General features: G+C 36.3%; 24 protein-coding genes and 1 other annotated feature. Of the genes, 22 read left to right on the forward strand and 2 right to left on the reverse strand.

Annotated elements, in window-relative coordinates; genetic code table 11:
• Positions 1-483: 483 nt before the first annotated feature.
• The 16 genes from nagA to MKY02_RS05910 all read left to right on the forward strand — a co-directional run bounded on the left by nagA (position 484) and on the right by MKY02_RS05910 (position 15,301).
• Positions 484-1,653 carry an N-acetylglucosamine-6-phosphate deacetylase gene (nagA, locus tag MKY02_RS05835; protein ID WP_076034357.1) on the forward strand — a complete coding sequence of 390 codons (1,170 nt, stop codon included), beginning with the start codon at positions 484-486 and terminating at the stop codon, positions 1,651-1,653.
• Between the two features lie 35 nt (positions 1,654-1,688).
• Positions 1,689-2,411 carry a GntR family transcriptional regulator gene (locus tag MKY02_RS05840; RefSeq protein WP_038187327.1) on the forward strand — a complete coding sequence of 241 codons (723 nt, stop codon included), beginning with the start codon at positions 1,689-1,691 and terminating at the stop codon, positions 2,409-2,411.
• A 4-nt stretch (positions 2,412-2,415) separates the two neighbouring features.
• Positions 2,416-3,135, forward strand: coding sequence for a sugar isomerase domain-containing protein (locus tag MKY02_RS05845; protein ID WP_038187325.1), 720 nt, complete (start codon positions 2,416-2,418; stop codon positions 3,133-3,135).
• A gap of 23 nt (positions 3,136-3,158) precedes the next feature.
• Complete coding sequence (locus MKY02_RS05850; protein ID WP_038187323.1) at positions 3,159-3,428, forward strand: phosphocarrier protein HPr; 270 nt, start codon at positions 3,159-3,161, stop codon at positions 3,426-3,428.
• Positions 3,422-5,140 carry a phosphoenolpyruvate--protein phosphotransferase gene (ptsP, locus tag MKY02_RS05855; RefSeq protein ID WP_340710800.1) on the forward strand — a complete coding sequence of 573 codons (1,719 nt, stop codon included), beginning with the start codon at positions 3,422-3,424 and terminating at the stop codon, positions 5,138-5,140. Before MKY02_RS05850 ends, ptsP begins: the two co-directional genes overlap by 7 nt.
• Before the next feature lie 164 nt (positions 5,141-5,304).
• Entirely contained in the window at positions 5,305-6,477 is a 1,173-nt protein-coding gene (locus MKY02_RS05860) for a GNAT family N-acetyltransferase (protein ID WP_246832115.1), read from the forward strand.
• A gap of 219 nt (positions 6,478-6,696) precedes the next feature.
• A complete protein-coding gene (locus MKY02_RS05865; protein WP_038187317.1) occupies positions 6,697-7,008 on the forward strand; it encodes a PTS sugar transporter subunit IIB in 312 nt (103 codons plus the stop codon).
• An 18-nt stretch (positions 7,009-7,026) separates the two neighbouring features.
• Entirely contained in the window at positions 7,027-7,347 is a 321-nt protein-coding gene (locus MKY02_RS05870) for a PTS lactose/cellobiose transporter subunit IIA (RefSeq protein ID WP_038187314.1), read from the forward strand.
• 58 nt (positions 7,348-7,405) lie between these two features.
• Complete coding sequence (locus tag MKY02_RS05875) at positions 7,406-8,737, forward strand: PTS sugar transporter subunit IIC (protein ID WP_076034359.1); 1,332 nt, start codon at positions 7,406-7,408, stop codon at positions 8,735-8,737.
• A gap of 24 nt (positions 8,738-8,761) precedes the next feature.
• On the forward strand, positions 8,762-9,859 hold the full coding sequence (locus MKY02_RS05880) for a DUF871 domain-containing protein (RefSeq protein WP_076034439.1): 1,098 nt from the start codon (positions 8,762-8,764) through the stop codon (positions 9,857-9,859).
• 87 nt (positions 9,860-9,946) lie between these two features.
• Positions 9,947-10,933 (forward strand): N-acetylglucosamine kinase, encoded by a 987-nt coding sequence (locus MKY02_RS05885; protein WP_076064908.1) that lies wholly within the window; start codon positions 9,947-9,949, stop codon positions 10,931-10,933.
• 224 nt (positions 10,934-11,157) lie between these two features.
• Positions 11,158-11,919: a tRNA threonylcarbamoyladenosine dehydratase gene (locus MKY02_RS05890; protein WP_038187302.1), complete on the forward strand. Its 762-nt coding sequence runs from the start codon at positions 11,158-11,160 to the stop codon at positions 11,917-11,919.
• 339 nt (positions 11,920-12,258) lie between these two features.
• Positions 12,259-12,579: a PadR family transcriptional regulator gene (locus MKY02_RS05895; protein ID WP_038187299.1), complete on the forward strand. Its 321-nt coding sequence runs from the start codon at positions 12,259-12,261 to the stop codon at positions 12,577-12,579.
• Positions 12,580-13,110, forward strand: a complete 531-nt coding sequence (locus MKY02_RS05900; protein WP_340710802.1) for a DUF2812 domain-containing protein — start codon at positions 12,580-12,582, stop codon at positions 13,108-13,110.
• A gap of 60 nt (positions 13,111-13,170) precedes the next feature.
• The gene (locus MKY02_RS05905) at positions 13,171-14,070 is read left to right on the forward strand and encodes an ABC transporter ATP-binding protein (RefSeq protein ID WP_038187298.1); all 900 of its coding nucleotides are present in this window, start codon (positions 13,171-13,173) and stop codon (positions 14,068-14,070) included.
• Entirely contained in the window at positions 14,063-15,301 is a 1,239-nt protein-coding gene (locus MKY02_RS05910) for an ABC transporter permease (protein WP_076034362.1), read from the forward strand. Before MKY02_RS05905 ends, MKY02_RS05910 begins: the two co-directional genes overlap by 8 nt.
• A 100-nt stretch (positions 15,302-15,401) precedes the next feature.
• On the opposite strand, the gene MKY02_RS05915 is transcribed toward MKY02_RS05910, so the two are convergent.
• Both MKY02_RS05915 and MKY02_RS05920 read right to left on the reverse strand, forming a co-directional pair.
• Positions 15,402-16,019 (reverse strand): kinase, encoded by a 618-nt coding sequence (locus MKY02_RS05915; RefSeq protein WP_038187292.1) that lies wholly within the window; start codon positions 16,017-16,019, stop codon positions 15,402-15,404.
• A gap of 236 nt (positions 16,020-16,255) precedes the next feature.
• Positions 16,256-17,536 (reverse strand): replication-associated recombination protein A, encoded by a 1,281-nt coding sequence (locus tag MKY02_RS05920; RefSeq protein ID WP_038187289.1) that lies wholly within the window; start codon positions 17,534-17,536, stop codon positions 16,256-16,258.
• Between the two features lie 136 nt (positions 17,537-17,672).
• On the opposite strand from MKY02_RS05920, the gene cymR reads away from it, so the two are divergent.
• The 6 genes from cymR to alaS all read left to right on the forward strand — a co-directional run bounded on the left by cymR (position 17,673) and on the right by alaS (position 26,714).
• On the forward strand, positions 17,673-18,092 hold the full coding sequence (gene cymR / locus MKY02_RS05925) for a cysteine metabolism transcriptional regulator CymR (RefSeq protein WP_038187285.1): 420 nt from the start codon (positions 17,673-17,675) through the stop codon (positions 18,090-18,092).
• Between the two features lie 198 nt (positions 18,093-18,290).
• Complete coding sequence (locus MKY02_RS05930; protein WP_038187282.1) at positions 18,291-19,433, forward strand: cysteine desulfurase family protein; 1,143 nt, start codon at positions 18,291-18,293, stop codon at positions 19,431-19,433.
• Between the two features lie 19 nt (positions 19,434-19,452).
• Complete coding sequence (gene mnmA / locus MKY02_RS05935) at positions 19,453-20,574, forward strand: tRNA 2-thiouridine(34) synthase MnmA (protein WP_038187280.1); 1,122 nt, start codon at positions 19,453-19,455, stop codon at positions 20,572-20,574.
• A 14-nt stretch (positions 20,575-20,588) separates the two neighbouring features.
• Positions 20,589-21,248 (forward strand): tetratricopeptide repeat protein, encoded by a 660-nt coding sequence (locus MKY02_RS05940; RefSeq protein WP_038187277.1) that lies wholly within the window; start codon positions 20,589-20,591, stop codon positions 21,246-21,248.
• Between the two features lie 16 nt (positions 21,249-21,264).
• Positions 21,265-23,736: an SF1B family DNA helicase RecD2 gene (gene recD2 / locus MKY02_RS05945; RefSeq protein WP_340710803.1), complete on the forward strand. Its 2,472-nt coding sequence runs from the start codon at positions 21,265-21,267 to the stop codon at positions 23,734-23,736.
• Positions 23,737-23,827: 91 nt separating this feature from the next.
• Positions 23,828-24,042: a binding site (T-box leader), on the forward strand.
• 44 nt (positions 24,043-24,086) lie between these two features.
• Positions 24,087-26,714 carry an alanine--tRNA ligase gene (gene alaS, locus MKY02_RS05950; protein ID WP_076064904.1) on the forward strand — a complete coding sequence of 876 codons (2,628 nt, stop codon included), beginning with the start codon at positions 24,087-24,089 and terminating at the stop codon, positions 26,712-26,714.
• Positions 26,715-26,744 lie beyond the last annotated feature (30 nt).

The raw sequence follows: 26,744 nt of genomic DNA on the forward strand, positions 1-26,744 counted from the left end.
ATAAGAGAATCATTTTTGATGAAATGCTGTATGATTCAACTTATTATTTAAGAGTTTGAATTAAGAAAAGAAGCTATTAAACAACTTGTTATACCTTTAAAAGATTTACTATTCTATTTATTCAATAAATTAAAGGAATTAAGAACTTTTGCTTTTCATTTATATGGAAACGTTTTATAATTGGTATAGACAACTATACCATATAGTAATTTGGGAGATATATAGGGAAGGTTTTAAATTAGAGTTCCTGCATAAAAATGGATAAGTCTTCGAAGTTCTCAATTCAATATATTCTTTTGTAATGATCGGTTTCCGCTATAGGAAGCTCTTTCAGATCGAGATGGTTATTATCAAAGAACAAAAAATGCATAAAATATGCATTGAAATACTTCGATTAATTAATAGCTAGCTGAGGTAAGGTAGGATACTGAAAATCAGAAAGAAGGGATGATTTTTTCTGGTTTTAATTAGGAGATATTGTACATGAGTGAAACAATTCTAATTTCAAATGTAACGATCGTTAACTATGACCAAGATGCATTTGTAGGTGATATTTACCTGGAAGAAGGTAAAATTACGAAAGTAGGTAAGGGATTAAGTATTCAAGCACAGCATACTATTGATGGGACCTCTAAAGGATGGATTGTTTTCCCCGGATATATTGATATGCATATACACGGATCAGCTGGTTTTGACGCCATGGACGCAACAGAAGAAGCATTGCGAGGCATAGCTCGTTCGTTACCTAAAGAGGGGACGACAAGTTTTCTTGCAACGACTATGACGCAGTCAGTAGATGCGATTGAAGCAACTTTAAAAAATGCTGCAACTTTTAAAGGGACTTTAAATGAGGCGGAAATGTTAGGGATACATGTTGAAGGTCCATATATATCAAAGGAAAGAGCCGGGGCACAACCGATACAATATATTATTGAACCGTCTATTCAGCAGTTTCATCACTGGCAAGAACTTAGTGAAGGTCGCATAAAACAAATTACAGTAGCTCCCGAAGTAAATAATGGTTTTGAATTTATCGAGAAAATTAGTAAAGAAAGAATCGTTGTATCATTAGGTCATTCAGATGCTATATCTGATGAAATAGAGCATGCCGTTGGAATCGGCGCAAAACAAGCAACTCACTTATATAACCAAATGCGTCCTTTTCATCATCGAGAACCAGGTGTTGTTGGAGATGTATTACTAGAAGATGATTTGAAGGTAGAAATTATAGCAGATTTCATCCATAGTCACCCTAAATCTGTTATATTCGCTTATCGATTAAAGGGAGCATCTCGAGTTATTTTGATAACTGATGCCATGAGGGCGAAAGGTCTGGATTATGGTGTTTATGATTTAGGCGGCCAAGCGGTACATGTAACTGAAACTGGTGCACATTTATCCGATGGTACGTTAGCTGGAAGTGTACTAACAATGGAACAAGCTGTAAAAAATATACATGCTGTCACGAAATGTACATTGCAGGAATTAGTAGCTATGTCTTCCAACAATGCTGCTAATCAGCTTGAATTACCATCCAAAGGGTATATCGGTAAAGGGATGGATGCAGATCTAGTTATTTTAGATGAAGAATTAAATGTACAAAAGACTATCTGTCGCGGTAAAGTTGTATATGAAAAAAATAACAAGCTGTAGTTTTGGTAGGGGCTACATGAAAGGTGGGGAAATGCTTGTTAGATAAAAATTCACCAGTTCCAATGTATATACAAATTGAAGAATTTTTAAAAGGTAAAATTTTCGAAGAGGAATATAAGATAGGTGAGAATATTCCTTCTGAAAGAGAGTTTTCTGAACAGTTAGGTGTAAGCCGTATGACCGTAAGGCATGCCATCACAAATTTAGTAAATAGTGGCTTGCTTTATAGAGAAAAAGGACGCGGTACATACGTAGCGAATCCAAAATTAGAGCAACCATTAAGCGGATTGACAAGTTTTACAGAAGATATGCGTTCAAGAGGCTATGAGCCAAGTAATAAACTTATTCGCTTTGAGAAAATTATACCTCCAATTGATATTGCAAAGGCATTGCAAATGAAAACGGGAGATGAAGTATTTTCAGTTGTCCGAATTCGTAACGCAGATCAGCTACCAATGGCTATTGAACGAACGTATATACCAGTAGAAATCATTCCTGACTTAGATAAAAGTATGGTTTTGGGTTCGTTATACTCTCTAATAGAAGAAAGACATCATCAAAAGATTGGTCATGCTTCGCAGTTAATGGAAGCGGCACTAGTAACAAAAGAAGATAGTAAGCTATTGAATATTGAGCAACCATCAGCTGTATTAATTATTGAACGAAAAAGTTATTTAAGTACTGGAATACCGTTTGAATTAGTGCGTAGTACATATCGTGCAGATCGCTATAAATTTATTAGTGAAATACAGAGGTGATAACATGCATCAATATTTTCAAGAGGTTCAACAATTATTAAATGTAATAGTAGAAGAAGAACAATCAAATATGACAAAAGCAGCCGAATTGATAGCTGAGCGTATCCAAAACGGAGGTATATTACAACTATTCGGTTGTGGTCATTCCCATATTCTAGCACAAGAAGCTTTTTATCGTGCTGGTGGATTAGTACCAGTACGTCCCATATTCATTGAGCCATTGATGTTACATAAAGGTGCACTGACCTCTTCTGCAAATGAGAAGGATCCAAATTTCGTTTCGCAACATCGTCATCAATTTGAATTCAATCCACATGATGTATTAATAATTGTTTCCACATCAGGAAGAAATGTTGTACCTATTGATGTTGCATTACTAGCAAAAGAAGCTGGGGTGCGTGTTATTTCATTACAGTCACTTCATTATAAAGAGCAAGTTTCAAAACATAGTACAGGAAAACGCCTAGAAGAAATGGCAGACTTCGTATTAGATACGCATATCCCAATAGGTGATGGGTTATTGTGGAAAAATAGCGTGCAGTATGGTCCCGCATCTACGACTATCGGTTCTGCTATCTTGAATACTACACTATCTCAAGTGATTGAAATTTTAGCTAGTGAAGGAGTCGAGCCGCCAGTATTTGAAAGTGCAAATCTAGACGGTAGTAAAGAAAAAAATGATTGTATGATAGCGAAGTATAGTAGAAGAATAAACTTCGAATAAATATTAGTATGGGGGAGATTAATATGGAAAAAACTTATAAAATTACTAGTTCAGTAGGATTACATGCACGTCCATCAACGGTATTGGTTGCAGGTGTAACACCTTTCGCATCAGATATACAACTTGAGTACAAAGGAAAAACAGTCAATTTAAAATCTATTTTGGGTGTTATGTCATTAGGTGTTCCAACCGGTGAAGTTGTTACTATTAAAGCAGAAGGTTCAGATGCAGAAGCAGCAATCGCAAAAGTTTCAGAATTAATGATTTCAGAAGGCCTAGGACAAGAATGTTAGAGATTAAAGGTATTGCTGTCTCAAACGGAATTGCTATTGCGAATGCGTACTGCTTAGTAGAACCGGATCTAACCTTTGACAAATTGACTATTACTGATATAGAAGCGGAAAAATTACGCTTTAAAGAAATTGTTTCTAAAACGAAAATTGAACTTGAAGCAATTCGTGAAGCAGCGGAAAAAAAATTTGGGCACGATAAAGCAGAAATTTTCTCTGCGCATTTATTAGTGCTGCAAGACCCTGAGATGTTAAATGCAATTGATGTTCAGCTAAGTGAAGGTGTAAATGCTGAATTTGCTTTGCAAGAAACAACAACTATGTTTATCGAGTTATTTGAATCTATGGACAATGAATACATGCAAGAACGTGCAGCTGATATTCGTGATGTAGCAAAGCGATTATTAGCGAACTTATTGGACATTGAATTACCTGATTATAGTCGTTTATCAAAGGATGTTATTATTGTTGCTGATGATTTGACACCATCGATGACTGCACAGCTTGATAAAACTCATGTGAAAGGCTTTGTGACAAATATCGGGGGACGTACATCTCACTCGGCTATTTTAGCAAGAACTATGGAAATACCCGCTGTTGTAGGGACAAAAATAGCAACTACAGATATACCCCACGGAGCTAAGATCATATTAGATGGTACAAAGGGAACAGTTTTATTAGATGCTAATGAAGAAATAATTGCTGAGTATTTATTAGCTCAAGAAGAGCAAGCAGCAGAGAGTGCAATGTTCCAGCAATTTGTAACCGCGGAAAGTATAAGTGCTGATGGATTTCATGTAGAATTAGCGGGCAATATTGGTAAGCCAGAGGATGTAGACAATATTTTAGCTAACGGCGGTGACGGCATTGGCTTATTCCGTACAGAGTTTTTATATATGGATCGTCAAGAATTGCCGTCAGAAGAAGAGCAATATATTGCTTATAAAACAGTACTTGAAAAAATGGGCCAAAAACCAACTGTTGTTAGAACGTTGGATATAGGTGGAGATAAAGAATTACCGTATTTGAAATTGGAGCCAGAAATGAATCCCTTCTTAGGGCATAGAGCTATAAGACTTTGTTTGGAACAACAAGATATTTTCCGTACACAGTTACGTGCACTTCTCCGTGCAAGTGTCTACGGTAATTTGAAGATTATGTTCCCTATGATTGCAACACTTGATGAATTCCGTAAAGCAAAAGCTTTATTGGAAGAAGAAAAAGAGAAGTTGTTAAGAGAAGGAATTGAAGTTTCAAGAGAAATTGAGATTGGCATGATGGTAGAAATCCCTTCAGCTGCGCTTATTGCAGATTTATTTGCTAAAGAGGCAGATTTCCTTTCTATTGGTACAAATGATTTAATCCAATATACTTTAGCAGCAGATCGTATGAATGAAAAAGTTGCCTATTTATACCAACCATTCCATCCTGCCATTTTACGTCTTGTGAAAATGGTCATTGATGCTGGCCATGCGAATGGTAAATGGGTAGGTATGTGTGGAGAAATGGCCGGAGATGAAATAGCTATACCTATTTTACTCGCTTTAGGTTTAGATGAATTTTCAATGAGTGCCTCTTCTATTTTGCGCGCACGTGCGCAAATTTCAGACCTTTCAAAATTAGAATTAACGCAACATTTAGATAAGATACTATCACTTTCAACTTCCTTGGAAGTAGAACAATATATGACAAAACTATTAAACACGAACAATTAATCTGGCTATTACAAGAAAGCAATTTCTTAGTCGCCAATAGAATGTCGGCAACCCCTAAAGATTGGAATTGTCGGCATTTTTTATACAAAAAATGTAAAATAAATAATATTTATTCTTAAAATTAAAAGATTTAACATAGTTGTGCTCTTAAGGGGGAGAAGCTGATGATTCAATTAGTACCACTAGAAGACAGTGAACAAGTTCATCGTTTACGAGATTATAGTTTTTCGAATAAATATATTGGTGAAAAAAGAGATGATTTTCAATATTGGGTAGAATATAGTACAACAATTGGAGCATATGATGGAAGAAAATTAGTTGGTCAATTGCTTGTGCTACCCCTAAACATGACAATCCACCAAACCACATACAAAATGGGCGGTATTGGATTTGTATGCACTTATCCTGAGTATCGAAATAGAGGAATTATGAAAAAATTGATGATTCGTGCTTTGGAAGAAATGCGAGAAAATGGTCAATGTATCTCTGTATTAGCACCATTTTCTGTCTCCTTTTATCGTTATTTCGGTTGGGAATTATTTTTTGATAAGCTGAATTATTCAATACCTACTGAAGCCTTCCCTAATTTCGGTAATCAGTTAGATGTTGTAAAAAGATTTAGTTTTGAATGGCTTGATGAACAGCTTTTTGATGAGGTATGTACTTTTTATAATGACAATGCAGGGATAATGAATGGCTTTATGAAGCGTGATACAGCTTGGTGGAAAAGAATTCAGCGTAGAGAGCCCGACAGTCATTTTGCAGCTTATTATAAAGACGATGAAATCCAAGGTTTCGTACGCTATCAAATTCAAAATCTCACTTTTATTATTAAAGACTTTGTTGTAAAGGATCATTTTGCTGAGAAGGCAATGTGGCGCTATATTTCGTCTCATAGTGCAAGTGTTTATCACATTACTGGTAATACAGCAGGAACAAGTCATTTCGGATTCCACTTTAACCAACCACAATTTAAGAAAGAGCTTGTTCAAGATTGTATGGTGAGAATTGTTGATGTTGAAGCATTTTTAAAAGAATACAATTGGGCAGAGTTAACGGAAAAGTTGTATTTACGTATTCAGGACCCGTTTGCCCAGTGGAATGAGAAGCTTTACTGTATCAATCGAGAAGGTCAAACAGAAGTAATTGAAATGGATAGCATACCTAATGGCCAAATTCTATCTTTGTCGATTAATATTTTTTCAGCTCTAATAGTTGGATATTTAAGCATAGCAGAATCAATGCTATACGCTGATCATCAACTTGATGATTCAGCCTTAATGCTTTGGAACAAAGCGTTAAGAACAGAAAAACCGGCATTTTATGAATATTTTTAATGTGTTTTTAAACGAATATAAAGTTTATCAAAAAAATTTTGAAAAAAACTTTGGACTATACCAGTTATTAGAAAAATCAGTGAATTCAAGCTATTTATGAATATGCCAATAATAAAATGCGAATAAAAGGAAAATAAAGCGCGTTTAAGGTATTGTGGTATAGACCAATTTCTGCTATTCTCAATTTAGGAGTTAAATTACAAAAAAGGGGTGCTCTTCATGAAGAATATTATGCTCGTTTGTGTGGCAGGTATGAGTACTAGTTTACTAGTAACTAAAATGCAAAAAGCTGCTGAGGGACAAAATTTAGCTGCTGATATTTTCGCAATTTCAGAAAGTGAAGTTGATTCTACATTAGCAAATAAAAATATCGATGTCTTATTATTGGGACCTCAAGTACGCTATTTAAAGGGACCATTTGAAGCGAAATATAAAGCTAAAAACTTCCCAATCGAAGTAATTAATATGAGTGATTATGGCATGATGGACGGCGAAAAAGTGTTGCAACATGCACTTAATTTAATTGGATAATCAAGGAGGTTTACGGTCATGCAAGAAACAGATTTATTACAGTCAATTATGGGGCTGATTTTACACAGCGGTAACGTAAAAAGTGATTGTATGGAAGCGATTCAACTGGCTAAACAAGGAAATGTAAGCGCTGCTAAAGAGAAAATTACATTAGCTAATAAATCTTTAATAGAAGCACATCACTCTCAAACAGCGTTATTAACACAAGAAGCTAGAGGAGAAAAAGTAGAGGTTTCTATCATGTTAGTCCATGCACAGGATCACTTGATGAACGCTATTACTTTTAAAGATTTAGCAATTGAAATTATTGATTTATATGACCGTCTACAAGGGGCTTAACATCAGTTTTGATGTTTACCATATAAATAATCTATAACACAAGGGAGTGTGGAGAGGGATGTTTCGTTTTTTAGAGGAGAAGTTCGTTCCAGTAGCAGCAAGGGTTGGGAATCAGCGACATTTAGTTGCAATCCGTGACGGCTTTATTACAATCATGCCACTGACAATTATCGGTTCATTAGCGGTATTATTCAATGGTTTACCAATTAAAGCATATCAAAAACTAATGGACTCTATTTGGGATCATGGAACATGGACGCAATGGGGCGGCAATATGTGGAATGCTACATTTGCTATTATGTCCTTGCTTCTTGCCTTTACAGTTTCATATCACTTAGCTAAGAGCTATGGTAAAGATGGATTGACTGCAGGGGTAATCAGTTTATCTTGTTATATGACTTTCGGAACATTCGGTGAAGGCGGCCTAAGTGGATTAACCACCGGGACCGGGGGGATATTCGTCGCATTAATAGTTTCTCTGTTATCTTCAGAACTATTTTCAAGGTTATCAGGTAACAAACGTTTATTGATTAAAATGCCAGATGGTGTTCCACCTGCAGTTTCAAAATCTTTTGCAGCTTTATTACCTGCTATTATTACAATTGCAACATTTGCGTTGGTAAGAACAGTTATTTCAACAAGCTTTGATATTCCAGATATTATATCTTCATTCTATACAACGATTCAAGAACCATTTATGGGTCTAACAAATACATGGGCTGCAGGTTTGCTATTAGCTTTCGTACCTGTATTCTTATGGTCATTCGGTATTCACGGGGCGAACATTATCGACCCATTCATGCAAACTATTAATCTTCCAGCTATTGCTGAAAACCTTAAAGCAATAAATGCGGGTGAAGCTGCACCATATATTATTAACAAGCCATTCTTTGATGCTTTCGTTAATATGGGTGGATCAGGAACAACAATTGCTTTAGTAATCGCAATAATTCTTTTTGCTAGAAAGAATAAGCAATATAGTACGGTAGGTAGGATAGGTGCAGCACCAGCATTATTTAATATTAATGAGCCTTTAATGTTCGGTCTACCTATTATTTTAAATCCAATTTTAGTTATTCCATTTATTCTTACTCCAATGGTCAATGTAACAATTGCCTATTTCGCAACAAAATGGGGCTTCGTACCAGCTGCGACAATTGCAACACCTTGGACAACACCACCAATTATTAATGGTTGGTTAGCAACACAATCATGGACTGGTGGATTACTGAGTGTAGTATTAATAACAATCTCAGTATGTATTTATCTACCATTTGTAATGATGTCATCAAAAGCTGCTAAATTAGATAAAACAGAAGCCACACAAGAAACGAAAAAAAATCAATCAGTAGTAATGAAAAAAGAAGTAGCAGAAAAAGTAGAAGTTTAATAGATGGTAAGCGGAGGTATTCAAATGAGAAGATTAGGAATTTCAATTTATCCTCAACATAGCACACTAGAGGAAATGCAAAACTATATCCAGCTAGCTCATGATCACGGTTTTAGTCGGATATTCACTTGTCTAATGTCTATGAAAAATAATGAGGAAAAAGAAAAGTTACAACAAATCAATCAATTTGCGCAACAGCTTGGCTTTGATATTTCCGCTGACATCGCTCCGCAAGTTTTTGAGGAATTAGGCTTAACTTATAGAGATATCGCATTCTTGAAAGAGCAATATCACTTAGCCGCTTTACGCTTAGATATGGGATTTTCAGGACAGGAGGAAGCGTTCATGTCATTGGACGCTTCTAACTTAAAAGTCGAGCTTAATATTAGTAACGGTACAAAATATGTAGAAAATATTTTGTCTTATCAACCAAATCGTGAAAATATTATTGGCTGCCATAATTTCTATCCAAGAAAGTATACAGGCCTTTCGAGAGAACATTTTGTTAAATCTTCAAAGTTATTCAAAGATAATCATATTCGTACTGCGGCGATGATTTCTTCGAATTATGCGCAGTATGGACCTTGGGAGGAAACACCGTACGGCTTACCTACATTAGAAGAGCATCGCGGTTTACCTATCACAGTTCAAGCAAAAGATCTTTGGCATACTGGCTTAATTGATGATTTGATCATTGGGAATATGTATGCAACTGAAGAAGAACTACAAGCATTAGGAAAACTGAATCGTCAAAAATTAGAACTTGATATTGTACCATCATCGGAAAATTCAGAGGTGGAAAATAAAATCATCTTTGAAGAACCTCACTTTAACCGTGGTGATGTCTCTGAATATGTGATTCGCAGTACACAATCTCGAGTTAAATATAAAGCGGAGCAATTCAAACCGCATGATGTATTTGATATTCAAACAGGAGATATCACGATAGATAATGATGAGGATATCCGTTACAAAGGTGAGTTACAGTTAGTGCTAAAGGATATACCGAATTCAGGAAGTACGAATATTGTAGCCAAAGTAGTACAGGAAGAAATTTATTTGCTTGAGAAAATACAACCATGGGAATCATTTGGATTTAATATGGTAGAGAAAAAAAGTTAGAATGAGTAAAAGGGTTGAGTGCTATGTTCTATAGTTCTCAATCCTTTTTACTTATCTTTGATGAAGTAAGTAGCTAGGGGGATAAAGATGTTTGTATTAGCGATTGATGGCGGCGGCACCAAAACATGTGCTGTTATTAGTGACGAAAGCGGACATATACATGCAATGGTGACAGTCGGTAAAAGTAATCCAACGACAATGAGTCAAAAAGAGTTTGAACAGGTAATCGATCAAGTATTAATAATATTAAAATCACAAAATCCAATAGCTTTTGCGCAAATTGCAAGTTGCTTTGCAGGTATGGCTGGGGTGAAAGAAAAACAATATGATTCAATACTAATAGATGTTTTACATAGTCACTTACCAAAAGAGGCGACGATTGAAATAGCAAATGATGCAACTAATGCATTATATGCTGGCACTTTAGGTTCTGAAGGAATTGTGCAAATTGCAGGAACTGGAGCCATTACATTAGGGTTAGATGAACAACACCACATTATACGTACATCTGGGTGGGGGTATTTGTTTGATGATGAAGGAAGTGGCTATGATTTAGGGGTACAGGCTTTAAAAGCTGTATTTAAAGCTTATGATGGCAGGGGATATCAAACCAATCTAACAGCTAGGTTGTGTCAGCACTTTCAAGTAGACGCGGTTCCTCAAATAATTGACCAAGTCTACGGAGAAAGGCATCCAAGAACCGTTATTTCTCCACTTAGTAAGTATGTAAGCGAAGAAGCACTTAAAGGAGATATAGTAGCTCGCATTATTATTCAAAAGGCATGCGAGAAATACTTCCAATCCATTAAAGCATGTTTAGATCAAATGGTTTGGTCTAAAGAAAAAATTCCTGTTGTGTTGGCAGGTGGTGTGTTCTCGAATATAGAACTTTTCATTCCGCTTCTTCAAAAATTGGCACAAAAAGAAGTTATAGAAATTCAGTTTTACCCTTCGCTTATGCCACCAATTGGTGGAGCAGTTGTAGGTGGCTTGAAAAAATGTGGACAATACATAGACCCACGTTTTGTCGAGATATTTAATGAACAAATGTTGAAATCTGGTAGTGAAGTTTAAGTATTATTTATCCCGTAAATTGGCTATTTTTCTCTAGCAGCGAATTTACGGGATTTGTTTGTTATTTGTTTTTGAATTTATCGAATTTCAAATTTACTATGAACTTTCCATACGTCAACCCTTGCAATCGCTTAGGTTTTTGTATATATTTTTCACGATACCTATTTTCTTACTAATAGGATAGGATTACTTACAAAATATAAATTAAACGGAGTGAAAGGTATATGTTACATCAATTTTCACGTAATGAATTAGCCATTGGAACAGATGGAATAGATAAACTAAAAAATACTACTGTAGCGATTTTAGGTATTGGCGGTGTTGGATCATTTGCTGCTGAAGCTTGTGCAAGAAGTGGTGTTGGTCGCATCATCTTAGTAGATAAAGACGATGTAGATATTACGAACATTAACCGTCAACTAGTTGCTTATATGTCGACAATTGGTCGCTCTAAATCAGCCGTTATGAAGGAGCGAATTGCTGATATTAACCCTGATTGTGAAGTCATAGATTTGCATATGTTCTACACAGAAGAAACGTATGAAAAGTTCTTCAGTTATGAACCAGATTATGTGATTGATGCGTCAGATACAGTGATTTATAAAATTCATATTATGAAAGAGTGCTTAAAACGTGGTGTTAAAATAATTGCAAGTATGGGTGCAGCAAATAAAATGGATCCAACACGTTTCCAAATTGCTGATATTTCCAAAACACATACTGATCCATTAGCGAAAGTAATTCGTGTGAAATTACGTAAAGAAGGTATTAAAAAAGGGATTCCTGTAATCTTCTCTGATGAGAGCCCGATTGTCGTGCGCCCAGATGTTGTACAAACAGTTGGTAAACCAGAAGCAGAAATTCGTAAAGCGCAATTGCCACCATCATCAAATGCGTTCGTACCATCTTCAGTGGGATTAATCGCGGCTAGTTGGGTAGTACGAGATATTTTGAGTGATATTGAGATTAAAACGGTAAGAGATTAATTTAGCTCGTCAAATGAAATAATAGCGAAAAAACTATTGTCTAATTGCCCGAGTTGTAATGATAAATGTTTAGAAACTAATTTCGGTAATGAAAATGATAAAGTTAGCTATGGTTTAAAGGTTGATATAGGTTCTAAATTGAAATTAAAAAACTTCATGTGAATATGGAGAGATTAAAATGCAAAAGCTTATGAGCTTTTGCTTTTTTTGTTAAAAGGGATGAAAATTAATAAATGGATAAAAATGTTTAAAATTCAATTGAAAAGTATATCGACTGCTGATATAATTTATGTATCGGCTAGCGATATAATTGCTGTTGATGTAAAGAGGTGATTTTATATGCAACAACATGGACCTTTAACAGAAGGTGTGTATTATATTTTGCTGGCGTTATATGAACCAAGGCATGGATATGGCATTATGCAATTGGTAGAATCATTGAGCAAGGGGCGTGTACAGCTTGGACCAGGCACTTTATACGGAGCTCTTAAGTCCTTGGTTGAGAGAGGTTGGATTGAAACTGTTGAGGCTGAAGAGTCAACCAGAAAGAAACAATATATGATTACTGCTCAAGGAAAAAGTGAAGTGGAAGCTGAAATAATTAGGATGAAAGAATTAATAATGAATGGAGAATTGATGATAAAAGGAGGGATTGAATAGGTGAAGGGCGCATATAATTGTTTTTGGGACTTTGAAAAGGAAGAACAATGGTTAAACTCACAATCTAAAAAAGGTCTACAACTAAAAAAAGTGAATTATTTTCGATATACGTTTGAAGAGGATGCAACCGTAAATTATAACTATAGGCTAGAAAAACTTAAAGACAAAACAAATCATCGAGATAATAAAGAGTATATCGAGTTTTTACAAGATAGTGGTATAGAACATGTAGATACTTACTTTGGATGGGTCTATTTAAGAAAAGATGCGAGTGAAGAACCTTTTGAACTTTATACTGATACGGCATCTAAAATGGCTCATTATAATCGAATTATCGCAATTCCAAGTGCTATTATCGTATTTAATGTACTCATATTTTTCACCAATCTTTTCTTGAGTAAAGAATCGGATGTTACAAATTTTATTATTGGTATTAATCTGGGTATGGCAGTTACCTTATTTACTTTTATTCTATATACATTTAATAAAATCAGGAAACTAAAAAAATCTCAGATATTGTTTCATATTTGAAAAAAATGTAAAACTAGATTGCTAGTAAAATGTAAATGCATTTAGAAAAGGAGACTTTCAATGGCATTAGTAATTAAAGAAGTAACGAAGAGATATCAGAATTTTGTGGCGGTGGATAATCTTTCTTTTACAATTGAAAAAGGTGAGATTTTCGGTCTGATTGGCCAAAATGGTGCAGGGAAAACGACTACTTTCCGTATGATTTTAGATTTGCAGGAAACAACAGCTGGGACAATTTCATGGAATGGTGAGTCAATACACGCAATAGACCGTGATTTACTTGGTTATTTACCAGAAGAGCGCGGTATTTTCCCAACGATGACAGTGGAGGATCAGTTATATTTCTTTGGCGAACTAAGAGGACGTAAGAAAAAAGAGTTAAAAGAAGATGTGAACTATTGGATTGAACGTTTTGAGCTAGAGGAAAAACGTAAGGCTAAAGCAGAGACGCTATCAAAAGGAAATCAACAGAAAGTTCAGCTTATCGCAAGTTTCATACATAAGCCGGAGTTTTTGATTTTAGACGAACCGTTCAGTGGATTAGACCCTGTGAACAAAGATTTATTAAAAGAAGCGATCTTATTTTTGAAGGAAAATGGTACGACGATTCTATTTTCAAGTCATCAGATGGAAAACGTCGAAGAGTTATGTGATCATCTGTGTTTGTTAAAACGAGGAGTATCATTGTTTTCTGGTAGTTTGTTAGATTTGAAGAAACAATATGGTAAAACGAAGTTAACAGTGAGAACACATATGGCAGTAGAGGAACTTACGGCTTTACCAGGAGTGAAAGATGTATCTATTGGCAAAGAACAATACACGCTTACATTAGAGGATGAATCATATGCAAAAGGAATCTTCGATATCGTGTCAAATGGTAGTTACATCGAAAAATTCAGCCTGGATTATTTATCATTGGATGAAATTTTCAAAGATAAGGTAGGTGGCGGCAATGTCTAAGTTTTGGATATTAGTAAAGCAACTTTATACGCAAAAGATTAAAGCAAAGTCATTTATTTTCTCTATTCTGTTATATCTTGTCGTCATTAGTTGTGTGATGTTCTGGTCAGATATTAAAGAGGCACTGTTTTCGGAAGAGCCTTTAAAAGTTGCAGTTTTAAACGATACGGATGCAGATTTCAAAGCACTTTTTACTTCCAGTGCAGATGTTGAATTTTCATTCCCAAAAGAGGATGAAAGCAAAGTTGAGAAAAAGGTGAAAGACGGAGATTTAGATGCTGCGATTTTCATTCAAGATAAGGCAGGATCATTAGTAGCTGAAATCGCAACATTTAATCCGCTTAAGTTTAATGATCAGCAAAGTTTATCGTCTAGTATCCAATATGCAGGGAAGCTTTATGAAGTGCAACAGCTCAATTTAACTGCAGAGCAAGCAGATAAGATTTTACAATCTGAGACAATGATTACAACGAAAAACTTGAATGAAGAAGCTGCTGGTGGTAAAAGTGAAGATGAGAAGTCCGCGGGTATAGGCGCATCAATGATAGTTGGATTCATCATCTACGGGTTTGTAATGTCGTTCTTATCGATGATTACGACGGATGTAGCTTCTGAGAAAGGGTCACGTGTTCTAGAAGTACTTCTTGCGAGTATTAAACCAGTGACACATTTCCTGGCGAAATTAACAGGAACATTTTTACTTGCGGTAACGCAAATTGTTATATTATTTGTAGTACAGTCGTTACTATTTATATTAGTAGATGGCGGTGAAAAATGGGATACAGTAATTGAAGTAATCAATAGTCTGTCAGCTGGATATGTCGCATATGTACTGGCGTTTTTAATATTAACCATATTATTATTCCTAATTATGGGTGCGTTACTTGGATCACTTGTGTCAAAAGTAGAAGAGTCAGGTCAAGCGATGATGCCTGCAATGATGGTTGGTGTTGGTGGATTTTACGTCCTATTATCAGGAATGTATAGTCCAGATACAATATTAGTAAAAGTGTGTTCTTATATTCCGTTTACTTCAGGAATGGTAATGCCGCTTCGAATTGGTGCAACCGATATTGCAGCTTCAGAACCGATTATTTCACTAGGTATACTTATTGTGACTGTAGTTTTGTTATTCATGCTAAGTCTATCATTCTACAAACGTAGCGTATTAACTTATAGCACGGGTGGTATTATCCAAAAAATTAAAACAGTATTAAAAGTTACGACATAATAAGCTGCTAATAAGTTTAGAAATTTTGTAGGTGGATAAAAATAATTTATAGGAGTAGCCCCCTTAAGCTTTAATTACTAAAGTAAGGGGGTTCCTTTGTTTATATAACTATATCTGCATTTTTAATTGGATTTTCTGTGTTCAAGTAATGTTCTTCTCCTAACCAGTATCTCCTTTTATATTTTAAAAGTATTGCTTGTTTATCCCCAATATAAGAATCCCGATTTAAAACTCTTTCATACCTTAATTCACGAGGACAATCTAAAAATATAGTATAGTCATAAAACTCTCGCCATTCTTTTCTTTGAAGAAATATACCTTCTATAAGAATGATACTATCAACTGCAACAGTAATTTGTTTAGCTGAGATGGTATCGGAAGATTTATCATAGAATGGTAAAGTGATGTTCTTTTTATTGTTCCTTAATCCTTCGAATAAACTTGTAGTTAACATCTTAATGTCCCATTGTAAGTAGTAATATTCATACCATTCCTCACGTCCTGTTTCATACCTCTTATGCTTTTTCTCAATATGATCATCAATATGTAAAATGACTACTGAGCTGTTATTGTTACTCAATTCCTGTTCAATTTTTTTTACTAATGTGGATTTACCTGCTCCACTTAACCCGTCAATTGCGACTATAAAAGGACGGTTTTTATATGTACGTGTAGCAAATTGAAGTAATATTTTTTTTGCTAATTCTTTAATGGTCATATATTCCATTCTCCCTAATCTGAGTATTTATTAAATAGAAGTGTTCTCTAGTTGAATAAGAAAAGCTCCTTCAATTTTATGTTAATTATTTCTATTAATAAAACGATTTCCTTGCATGCATCGACAAAACTTCCTTAATAATTGTGCGTGAAAAAGTGATCATTAATTTAGAAAAACTGAATTTAACAACAAAAGGGTTACCTTACAAGTACTAGACAAGTAGGTAACCCTTTGCGCTATTTTTTAAAAGATTTCAGTTTATCATAAATTCCAGCCATGCGCTTTTCTTCCCCAGCAATAACGGGTTTATAGTACTCAATGCCGACAAGTTCTTCTGGTAAATATTCTTGGTCGACCCATCCACCAAAAGTGCCGATAGGTGTGTTATGTGGATATTGATATCCTTCTACGCCCAATGTTTTTGCACCAGCATAATGAGAATCCCGTAAATGCATAGGAATATCTCCTGTTTTTCCTGCTCGAATATCAGCGATGGCAGCGTCAATTGCTGATATCGCAGAATTTGATTTGGATGCTAAGCACATCTCAATTACGGCTTGTGCTAATGGGATACGTGCTTCAGGTAAGCCAAGGCGCTCTGCTGCTTGTACTGCAGCTAGAACATGTCCACCTATTTCAGGGTTTGCAAGACCAATATCTTCATAGCCCATAACGAGCAATCTACGAGCAACGGCGACTAAGTCCCCATTTTCTAAACAATGGGCTAAATAGTAGAGTGCAGCGTTCGTATCACTACCTCTTACTGATTTTTGTAATGCAGATAATAGATTATAAAAATGTGAACCTTTTTTGTCTCCAAAAACTCCGATACGTTCTGCTAGATTTTTGACCGTATCATCCTGTACAATCGTTTCATTATTCACTTCATCAGAAGCGTAATAAATGGACTCTAACAATGTTAATGCTTTTCGCGCATCTCCGTGTGCTGCAACCACTATTTTATCACGTTGTGAATCGCTTAATCTTATTGTATAACGACCAAGTCCACGTTCTTTATCTTCTAGAGCGCGTAATACAAGTGCGTCAATATCTTCATATGTTAATCTTTTAAGCTGCTTAATCTCGCCGCAGCGTGAGCGAATGGCGGGGTTCACATCATGATATGGATTTTCAGTTGTTGCACCTATTAATACAATAGAGCCATTTTCAACATGGGGTAATAATGTGTCTTGTTGTAATTTGTTGAAACGATGTATTTCATCTAAAAACAGCAACACTTTACCTGTTATCTGTGCTTCTGCTACTACATCTTCAACATCTTTCTTTCCTGCGCGTGTCGCATTGAGTGCAAAGAATGGAAGATGAGAAGTACCTGCAATAGCATAGGCAATCGATGTTTTCCCGATACCGGGTTCACCGTATAGTAATATGGAAGGGACATGCCCATTTGAAATCATTTTATATAATGTAGTATTTTTTCCTATAATGGATTGTTGACCGACGACTTCATCTAAGTTACGTGGCCGCATGCGGAATGCGAGTGGTTCATTTGGCAAAATAATTGCCTCCTCTCGTACGTTTGTTCTGTTTTTCTACTTGTAACATTTATGATAAAGCATTCCCGAGTAGAATGGAAGGAAATATGCTATACTTTAACGTATAAATGTAAGCTACTATATAGAGGTGTATACTTTGAAAATCTCAACTAAAGGCCGTTATGGTCTAACAATTATGATCGAATTAGCCAAACAATACGGGCAAGGTCCAATTCCTTTGCGACAAATTGCAGCAGATAATGATTTGTCAGAAGCTTATTTGGAACAGCTTGTTTCCCCCCTAAGAAACTCAGGTTTAGTAAAGAGTGTTCGTGGGGCTTATGGTGGCTATATGTTATCAAAACCACCGCATTTAATTTCAGCAGCTGATGTCATTCGAGTGCTTGAAGGACCGATTCAACCAGTTGAAGGAATAGAAAACGAAGCTCCACCTCAGCGACAGCTATGGATGGGAATTCGTGATGCAGTGAAGAATGTATTAGATACAACTTCATTAGAGGATTTAGCTGCTTATAAAGAACAAGATTCTGATGACGGCTATATGTTTTATATTTAAATGAATTAATCTCATTGTTTTTATGTGATGAGATAAATTTAGTCGATGTATATAATTCAATTGGGATATAAAACCCAGTTGAATAAAGTTAAAGCCTTGGGCAAGCGTCCGCGCTTTATCTCGAGGAATATTTTCTAAGACGAAAACAAAGCGTCAGAAATAAATCTCCCAAGGCGAATTTGATAGGAGTTTTTTACGATGAAAGAAATTTATCTAGACCATGCAGCCACTTCTCCTATGCATCCAGAAGTTATTGCAAAAATGACTGAGCTTATGGGTTCTGTATACGGGAATGCATCTAGTATTCATAGTATTGGACGTCATGCAAGAAAATATTTGGACGAAGCCAAAATGCTACTTGCACAATCAATTGGTGCTAAAGATCAAGAAATCATTATGACAAGTGGTGGTTCTGAAGCAGATAATTTAGCTATTTTCGGTACGGCATATGCGCGCCGTAATGAAGGTCGTCATATTATTACGTCTCAAATTGAACATCATGCAGTATTGCATACGTGTGAGCGTCTTGAAAAAGAAGGTTTTAAAGTAACGTATTTACCTGTCAATGCACAGGGGGTTGTTTCTGTCCAAGATGTCCAACAGGCATTAACGGATGAAACGATCTTAGTAACAATTATGTATGGTAATAATGAGGTAGGATCTATTCAGCCGATTAAAGAAATCGGATCACTATTAAAAAACCACAAAGCATCATTCCATACTGATGCAGTACAAGCTTATGGTATAGAGAAATTTGATGTGGAAGATTTACAAGTAGATTTACTTTCGGTTTCTGCTCATAAATTGAATGGACCAAAAGGGATAGGTTTCCTATATCACCGTGAAAATACACCATTACAATCTACCTTGCTTGGTGGAGAACAAGAGCGTAAACGTCGAGCAGGAACTGAGAATATTCCTGCAATTGGTGCGTTTGCAGAAGCAGTAAGAATTGCACAAGCAAATTTTGAAGCGAAACAGCAAGAATTTATTAGCTTCCAAGAATTATTTTTAAATACATTAGACAAAGATAAAATTTCTTATCATATTAATGGTGATACAATTAACTCTTTACCACATGTATTGAATATTAGTTTTACAGGTATGGATGTTGAATCCTTCCTAGTAAATTTAGATATGGCAGGTATCGCAGCTTCAAGTGGTTCTGCATGTACGGCTGGATTAATAGATCCATCGCATGTGTTGGTTGCAATGTACGGAAAAGGTGCACCAGAACTACGCAATTCAATTCGTTTTAGCTTCGGACTTGGGCTCTCTTTAGAGGATGTTCAATTAGCTGCTGACAAAACAGTTGAAATTGTTGAGCGCTTAGCGAAATAAAAGAAAAAAGGTGAATGTTATGAACGCAACAAAAGACCCCTCAAAAACACGCGTTGTTGTCGGCATGTCTGGAGGAGTCGATTCTTCAGTTGCTGCGTATTTATTGAAAAAACAAGGCTATGATGTAATTGGCATCTTCATGAAAAACTGGGACGATACAGACGAGTTTGGTGTTTGTACTGCAACGGAAGATTATGATGATGTTATTAAAGTATGTAACCAAATCGGAATCCCTTATTATGCTGTAAACTTTGAAAAGCAATATTGGGATAAAGTTTTCACGTACTTCTTAGATGAATATAAAGCAGGACGCACACCAAACCCAGACGTGATGTGTAACAAAGAAATCAAATTCAAGGCATTCCTTGAACACGCATTAAAACTGGGCGCTGACTATCTAGCAACAGGTCATTATGCTCAAGTAGCGGAGCGCGACGGTGAAACAATCATGTTACGCGGAAAAGATAATAATAAAGACCAAACATATTTCTTGAACCAACTATCACAGGAACAACTTTCAAAAGTAATGTTCCCAATTGGTCATTTAGAGAAACCAAAAGTACGTGAAATCGCACTTGAAGCAGGATTAGCAACTGCTACGAAAAAAGATTCAACAGGTATTTGCTTCATTGGTGAACGTAATTTCAAACAATTCTTAAGCCAATACTTACCAGCTCAACCAGGCAATATGGAAACAATGGATGGGAAGGTTATGGGTAAACACGACGGTTTAATGTACTATACAATTGGACAACGTCACGGCTTAGGTATTGGTGGCGACGGTGAACCTTGGTTTGTACTTGGTAAAGATTTAGAAAAAAACGTGTTACTAGTTGGACAAAACTTCCATAATGACAAACTGTATTCTCATAGCTTAACAGCAGTGAAATTAGGTTTTACTTCAAATAAGCCAAAACAAGAGAAATTTAGTTGTACAGCTAAATTCCGTTATCGCCAACAAGATACACCGGTAGAGGTTGAAATGTTAGGTGATGATAAAGTGCGTGTTACTTTTGAAGAACCAATACGTGCTATCACACCAGGACAATCTGTCGTATTTTATGATGGTGATGAATGTCTAGGTGGCGCAACGATTGATGAAGTCTTTAAAGACGGTAAAAAATTAACGTATGTAGGTTAATAGGAGTGGAAATATTGGATTTTAACGAACAAGGTATAAAAGCTATTCAAGAAAAGCGTTACGAAGACGCTGTCAAAGCTTTTACACAAGCAATAGAAGAAGAACCAAATAACACAGTAGGTTACATCAATTTTGGTAACCTACTTGCTTCTATGGATGAAACTGAAAGAGCTGAGCGTTTTTTTCAAAAAGCAATTACGTTAGATGAAAAAGCAGCAACAGCTTATTACGGGTTAGCTAATTTATATTACAATAGCGAGCGTTTTATGGAAGCAGCTAAATTATATGAAATTGCCATTCGCCTAGGTATTGAAGGTGAAGATGCATTCTATATGCTTGGAAAAAGCTTTGAACGCGCTGGTGAAACAAAATTAGCGTTACCTTATTTACAAAGAGCAGCAGAGTTGGCTCCTGAAGACGTACAAGTTCGTCTAGCATACGGGATCTTACTTTGCTCATTAGAAATGTTTGATGTAGCACAAAAAGAATTACAATATGTTATCGATCAAGACTGGAATAATGCTGATGCTCACTATAACTTAGGTGTACTATTTGCAGTGTCAACTGAGCGTACTGAAGATGCCTTATACCATTTGAAACAAGCATTTACATTACAACCTGAGTTTGAACAAGCGCGTTATATTCACGATATGATTGCTATGAAGCACCAATAAAAAGGAGGGGACAGCGTTGACTGAAAATGTATCATTGTTTCAAGAAGAACAGCTATTTATAGTCGGTCGGCCTGTCGTCTCTATCTTCCATAATCCTCAGAATTTATTTTCCATCATTAAGTTGAAAATTCAAGAAACGAATACAACATATCAAGAAAAAGAAATTATCGTGACAGGTTTTTTTCCGTCTGTCGTTCAAGAAACGTTGTATCGTTTTACTGGACAATTGAAACAGCATCCTAAATACGGCATACAATTTCAAGCTAATACTTTTGTTAAAGAGATTCCTGGTACTGAACAAGGTGTCGTACATTACTTATCGAGTGATTTATTCCCAGGAATAGGTCATAAAACCGCTGAGACAATCGTTAAAAAGCTAGGAAAAGACGCCATTAAAATTATTATCAATAATCCAGATGCGCTTGATGAAATTCCAAGACTTACAGAAGATAAAAAAGAGACATTACGCTCCGTACTAGAGCAAAATCTAGGGTTGGATCGTATTATGATCCAATTAAATGACTGGGGCTTTGGCCCACAACTAGCAGTGCGTATATACCAAATGTATGAAAATGAAACAATTCAACTGTTAACAGAAAATCCTTACAGACTTATTGAAGAAGTTGAAGGTGTAGGTTTTCAACGTGCAGATGAATTAGGGGCTAAACTACATATTACAGGGGATCATCCAGATCGTATTAAAGCTGCAGTGTTACACCTTTTAAATGCTGGTGCTTTGTCAGAGGGACATGTATATATGGAAGCGAAGGATATTTTGCCACAAGCGAAAAGCCTACTTGAAATGAGTCAGGCATATGAAATTCCTTTTGAGGCGATTTCAAAAGCCTGTATCGAACTTCGTGAGGATAATAAAATTTGTGGTGAAGAAACACGACTCTATATGCCATCTCTGTATTTTTCTGAGATTGGTATTGCTTCAAAAATTACAGAGTTAGTTCAAAAAAATGCTGAACAATCCGCGTTCCCTACATCTGAAATCCGAAAATTCATCGGTGATGCTGAGGAACGTTTTGGTGTTTCATACGCAGAAACGCAAGTGGACGCCATTGAGAAGGCGATTAACTCAGCGGTTATGATATTAACAGGTGGACCTGGTACAGGGAAAACGACGGTAGTTCGGGGAATTGTAGACGTTTATGCAGAGCTTCATGGCTTAACTTTGAATCCAAAAGACTATGTAGAAAAAGACGAGCCTTTTCCAATCGTGTTAGTGGCACCAACAGGAAGAGCTGCAAAACGTCTTAGTGAATCAACTGAATTACCGGCGATGACTATCCACCGTTTACTTGGCTTCACGGGGCAAGAAAAGGAAGAGGAAACGGAGAAGGAAGTTGGAGGGCGGCTCATCATAGTTGACGAAATGTCGATGGTTGATACTTGGCTCGCTCACCAGTTGTTGAAATCGTTGAACGATGATTGCCAAGTTATTTTTGTTGGTGACCAAGATCAATTACCACCTGTAGGTCCTGGACAAGTGCTAAAAGATTTACTCGCTTCTAAAGCAATTCCAACTGTTGAGTTAACAGATGTTTATAGACAAGCGGACGGCTCATCTATTATTGAACTTGCCCATCAAATGAAAAAAGGCGAGATGCCGCAAAATATGCTTGCTAAAACATCCGATCGGTCTTTTATCCAAGCTAGCTCCGACCAAGTAGCTGATGTCATCAAACAAGTTGTATCAAGTGCTGTGAAAAAAGGTTTCTCCATTCATGATGTGCAAATTTTAGCACCTATGTATAGAGGTCCTGCAGGTATTGATGCTATTAATAAAATGATTCAAGAACTTGTTAATCCGAAGAAAACTGAAAAGAGTAAGGAAATAACATTTGGTGATGTGACGTATCGTATTGGAGATAAAATTTTACAGCTTGTCAATCAACCTAATAGCAATGTCTTTAACGGTGATATGGGGGAAGTAATTAGCATTATCAAAGCGAATGAGACAATTGAGAAACAAGACTTACTTGTAGCTTCATATGATGGCATTGAAGTAACTTATCAACGCGGTGATTTGAATCAGATCACTCTTGCTTACTGTTGTTCAATTCATAAATCACAAGGCAGTGAATTCCAAACAGTTATTATGCCAGTAGTACGTGGTTATTCTAAAATGTTGCGTAAAAACTTGTTGTATACAGGAATTACGAGGGCAAAAAACTTCCTCATACTTTGTGGTGAAATTGATGTGTTTAAATATGGTATGCTAAGAACAGATGATCTTCAAAGAAACACTACTTTAGCACAGCGCCTTCAAATAGAAGAAGTACTAGAAGCGGTTAAAGATTCTGTTGAGCCAGAATTGACGCAAGTGTCAGAATCAACTGATTCATCAACTTTCATACCACAAGAAGAGCAACTATCCATGGAATCTCAATCTCTGAATACTGAAAATTATTTAGATATTCACCCATTAATCGGCATGAAGGGAATTAGTCCTTATGATTTTATTGAAGAAGAGATTTGACAGATACAAAGACCTTTTTTAAAATAAGATTGAGTCGATATTTGAAGACAATCGTGTTTTCGAATATTTGTAACTAACAATATATATATCGCTTAAAACTACGAAGGATAAAAGTACATTATGTAATGTGCACAGAAAGAGGTTCCTAGGCTGCAAGAACCTTCACAAAACATTTTGGAAAGCTCATCCCGAGTACAGCTAATCCCTGTCGTTTGCCGCGTTAAGGCTTAATGAAGAGACAATAGACGCAAGACCGGTCTATTGTAACTAGGGTGGTACCGCGAATTTTCAACCTTCGTCCCTTTTATAGTGGATGAAGGTTTTTTATTGTCTAAAGGAGGAATAAGCAAATGCAAACAGCAGCAGAAATTCGTCGTAAATATATTGAGTTCTTTGAAGAAAAAGGACATAAACAAGAGCCAAGTGCACCACTTGTGCCTATTAATGACCCATCATTATTATGGATAAACTCAGGAGTAGCAACATTAAAGAAATACTTTGATGGACGTGTTATTCCTGACAATCCACGTATCGTAAATGCACAAAAGTCTATCCGGACAAACGATATCGAAAACGTGGGTAAAACAGCACGTCACCATACATTCTTTGAAATGTTAGGAAACTTCTCTATCGGTGATTACTTCAAAAAAGAAGCTATCCACTATGCTTGGGAGTTCTTAACTGATGCAAAATGGATGGGCTTTGAACCTGAAAAACTTTCAATTACTATTCACCCTGAAGATACTGAAGCATATACAATCTGGAAAGATGAAATCGGCATTCCTGAGGAGCGCTTAATTCGTCTTGAAGGAAACTTCTGGGATATCGGTGAAGGTCCAAGTGGTCCAAACTCAGAAATTTTCTATGACCGTGGAGAATCATACGGTGCAGACGAATCAGACCCTGAACTATATCCAGGTGGAGAAAATGAACGTTACTTAGAAATCTGGAATCTTGTATTCTCAGAGTTCAACCATAATCCTGATGGCACATACACACCGCTACCAAAACAAAATATTGATACTGGTATGGGGCTAGAACGTATGGCTTCGGTTGTACAAAATGTACCGACAAACTTTGATACGGATTTATTTATACCAATTATCGAGCATACAGAACGTATTTCTGGTGAAAAATATCATGTTGATGTAAACAAAGATGAAGCGTTTAAAGTAATCGCTGATCATATTCGTACAGTAGCATTTGCTATAGGTGATGGAGCACTTCCATCAAACGAAGGACGTGGTTATGTATTACGTCGCTTACTACGCCGTGCCGTTCGTTACGCAAAACAATTAGGTATCGAAAAACCATTCATGTATGATTTAGTACCAACTGTGGGCGAAATTATGGTGGACTTCTATCCAGAAGTAAAAGAAAAACAAGATTTCATCCAACGTGTTATTAAAAATGAGGAAGTTCGTTTCCACGAAACATTAGACGGTGGTTTAGCTATTTTTAATGAAGTAGTTGAAACACAAAAAGCTGCAAACTCAACTATCGTGCCAGGTAAAGACGCTTTCCGCCTTTATGATACTTATGGTTTCCCTGTTGAATTAACAGAAGAATATGCTGAAGAAGTAAATATGACTGTAGACCACGAAGGTTTTGAAAAAGAGATGGAAGCACAACGTAACCGTGCTCGCGCAGCTCGTCAAGACGTCGATTCAATGCATGTTCAATCTGAGGTATTAGCTAATTTAAACCAAGAAAGTACATTTGTTGGTTATGAAACATTAACAACTCATTCAAAAGTAGTTGCAATAGTAGCAAATGGACAAGAAGTGAAAGAAGCTTCTGAAGGTGAAGAAGTTCTAGTTATTCTTTCGGAAACGCCATTTTATGCAGAGTCAGGTGGTCAAATTGCTGACCTTGGTACGATCTCAAATGACTCATTCACTGCTTCAATTAAAGATGTACAAAAATCACCGAACGGTCAAAATTTGCATACAGTTATTGTAGAAACTGGAGAAATGCATATTGAAGATGCTGTTCATGCAGTTGTGAATCGCGATGCGCGCAATCAAACGATTAAAAACCATACAGCGACTCACCTTTTACAACGTGCATTAAAAGACACATTAGGTGATCATGTAAACCAAGCAGGTTCTTATGTAGGACCAGATCGTTTACGTTTTGACTTCTCTCACTTCGGTCAAGTAACAAAAGAAGAGTTAGAAACAATTGAGCAAATTGTGAACGAAAAAATTTGGGACGATATCGCTGTTATTATTGAAAACAAAGCAATCGATGAAGCAAAAGCAATGGGTGCAATGGCTTTATTCGGTGAAAAATATGGTGATGTAGTTCGTGTTGTACAAGTGGGTGACTATTCATTAGAACTTTGCGGTGGTATTCACGTAGACCGTACATCACAAATTGGTTTCTTTAAAATTGTTTCTGAGAGCGGAATTGGAGCAGGTACTCGTCGTCTTGAAGCCGTAACAGGTAAAGCAGCTTTCGTTGCAGCAAAAGAAGAGCAACATATTCTAGAGCAAGCAGCTGCACTATTAAAAGCTAATCCAAAAGATCTAGTTGCTCGTGTTGAAGGTTTACAACATGATTACAAAGAACAACAACGCGAAAATGCAGCACTATCTTCTAAAATTGCAAACGCTCAAGCGTCTAACATTTTATCTGCTGCAAAAGAAATCGGTGAAGTCACAGTTCTTGCTACTAAAGTAGAAGCAAAAGACAACAATCAATTACGACAACTAATGGATGATCTAAAAGAAAAAATGACGAACAGCGTTATTGTTTTAGGTGCAACTGAAGGCGATAAAGTAATGCTTATTGCAGGTGTTACAAAAGACATAGCTGGTGGGAACTATCACGCTGGAAATATCGTTAAACAAGTAGCAGAACAATGCGGTGGTAAAGGTGGCGGTCGCCCAGATATGGCGATGGCTGGGGCAAAAGATGGCTCTAAACTTGCAGAAGCGCTTGAATCTGTTTATGATTATGTAAAATCTATTTAAAAGGTAGCTCTAATACGTTATACTTACTAT

Origin of the sequence: Viridibacillus sp. FSL R5-0888 (genome assembly GCF_038009105.1) — a bacterium.
Lineage (GTDB): Bacteria > Bacillota > Bacilli > Bacillales_A > Planococcaceae > Viridibacillus > Viridibacillus arenosi.

What these genes read in the sequence shown, in the direction of transcription:
- nagA (WP_076034357.1), top strand. Translation starts at nt 484, where the DNA reads ATGAGTGAAACAATTCTAATTTCAAATGTAACGATCGTTAACTATGAC.
- MKY02_RS05845 (WP_038187325.1), top strand. Translation starts at nt 2,416, where the DNA reads ATGCATCAATATTTTCAAGAGGTTCAACAATTATTAAATGTAATAGTA.
- MKY02_RS05850 (WP_038187323.1), top strand. Translation starts at nt 3,159, where the DNA reads ATGGAAAAAACTTATAAAATTACTAGTTCAGTAGGATTACATGCACGT.
- ptsP (WP_340710800.1), top strand. Translation starts at nt 3,422, where the DNA reads ATGTTAGAGATTAAAGGTATTGCTGTCTCAAACGGAATTGCTATTGCG.
- MKY02_RS05860 (WP_246832115.1), top strand. Translation starts at nt 5,305, where the DNA reads ATGATTCAATTAGTACCACTAGAAGACAGTGAACAAGTTCATCGTTTA.
- MKY02_RS05865 (WP_038187317.1), top strand. Translation starts at nt 6,697, where the DNA reads ATGAAGAATATTATGCTCGTTTGTGTGGCAGGTATGAGTACTAGTTTA.
- MKY02_RS05870 (WP_038187314.1), top strand. Translation starts at nt 7,027, where the DNA reads ATGCAAGAAACAGATTTATTACAGTCAATTATGGGGCTGATTTTACAC.
- MKY02_RS05875 (WP_076034359.1), top strand. Translation starts at nt 7,406, where the DNA reads ATGTTTCGTTTTTTAGAGGAGAAGTTCGTTCCAGTAGCAGCAAGGGTT.
- MKY02_RS05880 (WP_076034439.1), top strand. Translation starts at nt 8,762, where the DNA reads ATGAGAAGATTAGGAATTTCAATTTATCCTCAACATAGCACACTAGAG.
- MKY02_RS05885 (WP_076064908.1), top strand. Translation starts at nt 9,947, where the DNA reads ATGTTTGTATTAGCGATTGATGGCGGCGGCACCAAAACATGTGCTGTT.
- MKY02_RS05890 (WP_038187302.1), top strand. Translation starts at nt 11,158, where the DNA reads ATGTTACATCAATTTTCACGTAATGAATTAGCCATTGGAACAGATGGA.
- MKY02_RS05895 (WP_038187299.1), top strand. Translation starts at nt 12,259, where the DNA reads ATGCAACAACATGGACCTTTAACAGAAGGTGTGTATTATATTTTGCTG.
- MKY02_RS05905 (WP_038187298.1), top strand. Translation starts at nt 13,171, where the DNA reads ATGGCATTAGTAATTAAAGAAGTAACGAAGAGATATCAGAATTTTGTG.
- MKY02_RS05910 (WP_076034362.1), top strand. Translation starts at nt 14,063, where the DNA reads ATGTCTAAGTTTTGGATATTAGTAAAGCAACTTTATACGCAAAAGATT.
- MKY02_RS05915 (WP_038187292.1), bottom strand. Translation starts at nt 16,019, where the DNA reads ATGACCATTAAAGAATTAGCAAAAAAAATATTACTTCAATTTGCTACA.
- MKY02_RS05930 (WP_038187282.1), top strand. Translation starts at nt 18,291, where the DNA reads ATGAAAGAAATTTATCTAGACCATGCAGCCACTTCTCCTATGCATCCA.
- mnmA (WP_038187280.1), top strand. Translation starts at nt 19,453, where the DNA reads ATGAACGCAACAAAAGACCCCTCAAAAACACGCGTTGTTGTCGGCATG.
- alaS (WP_076064904.1), top strand. Translation starts at nt 24,087, where the DNA reads ATGCAAACAGCAGCAGAAATTCGTCGTAAATATATTGAGTTCTTTGAA.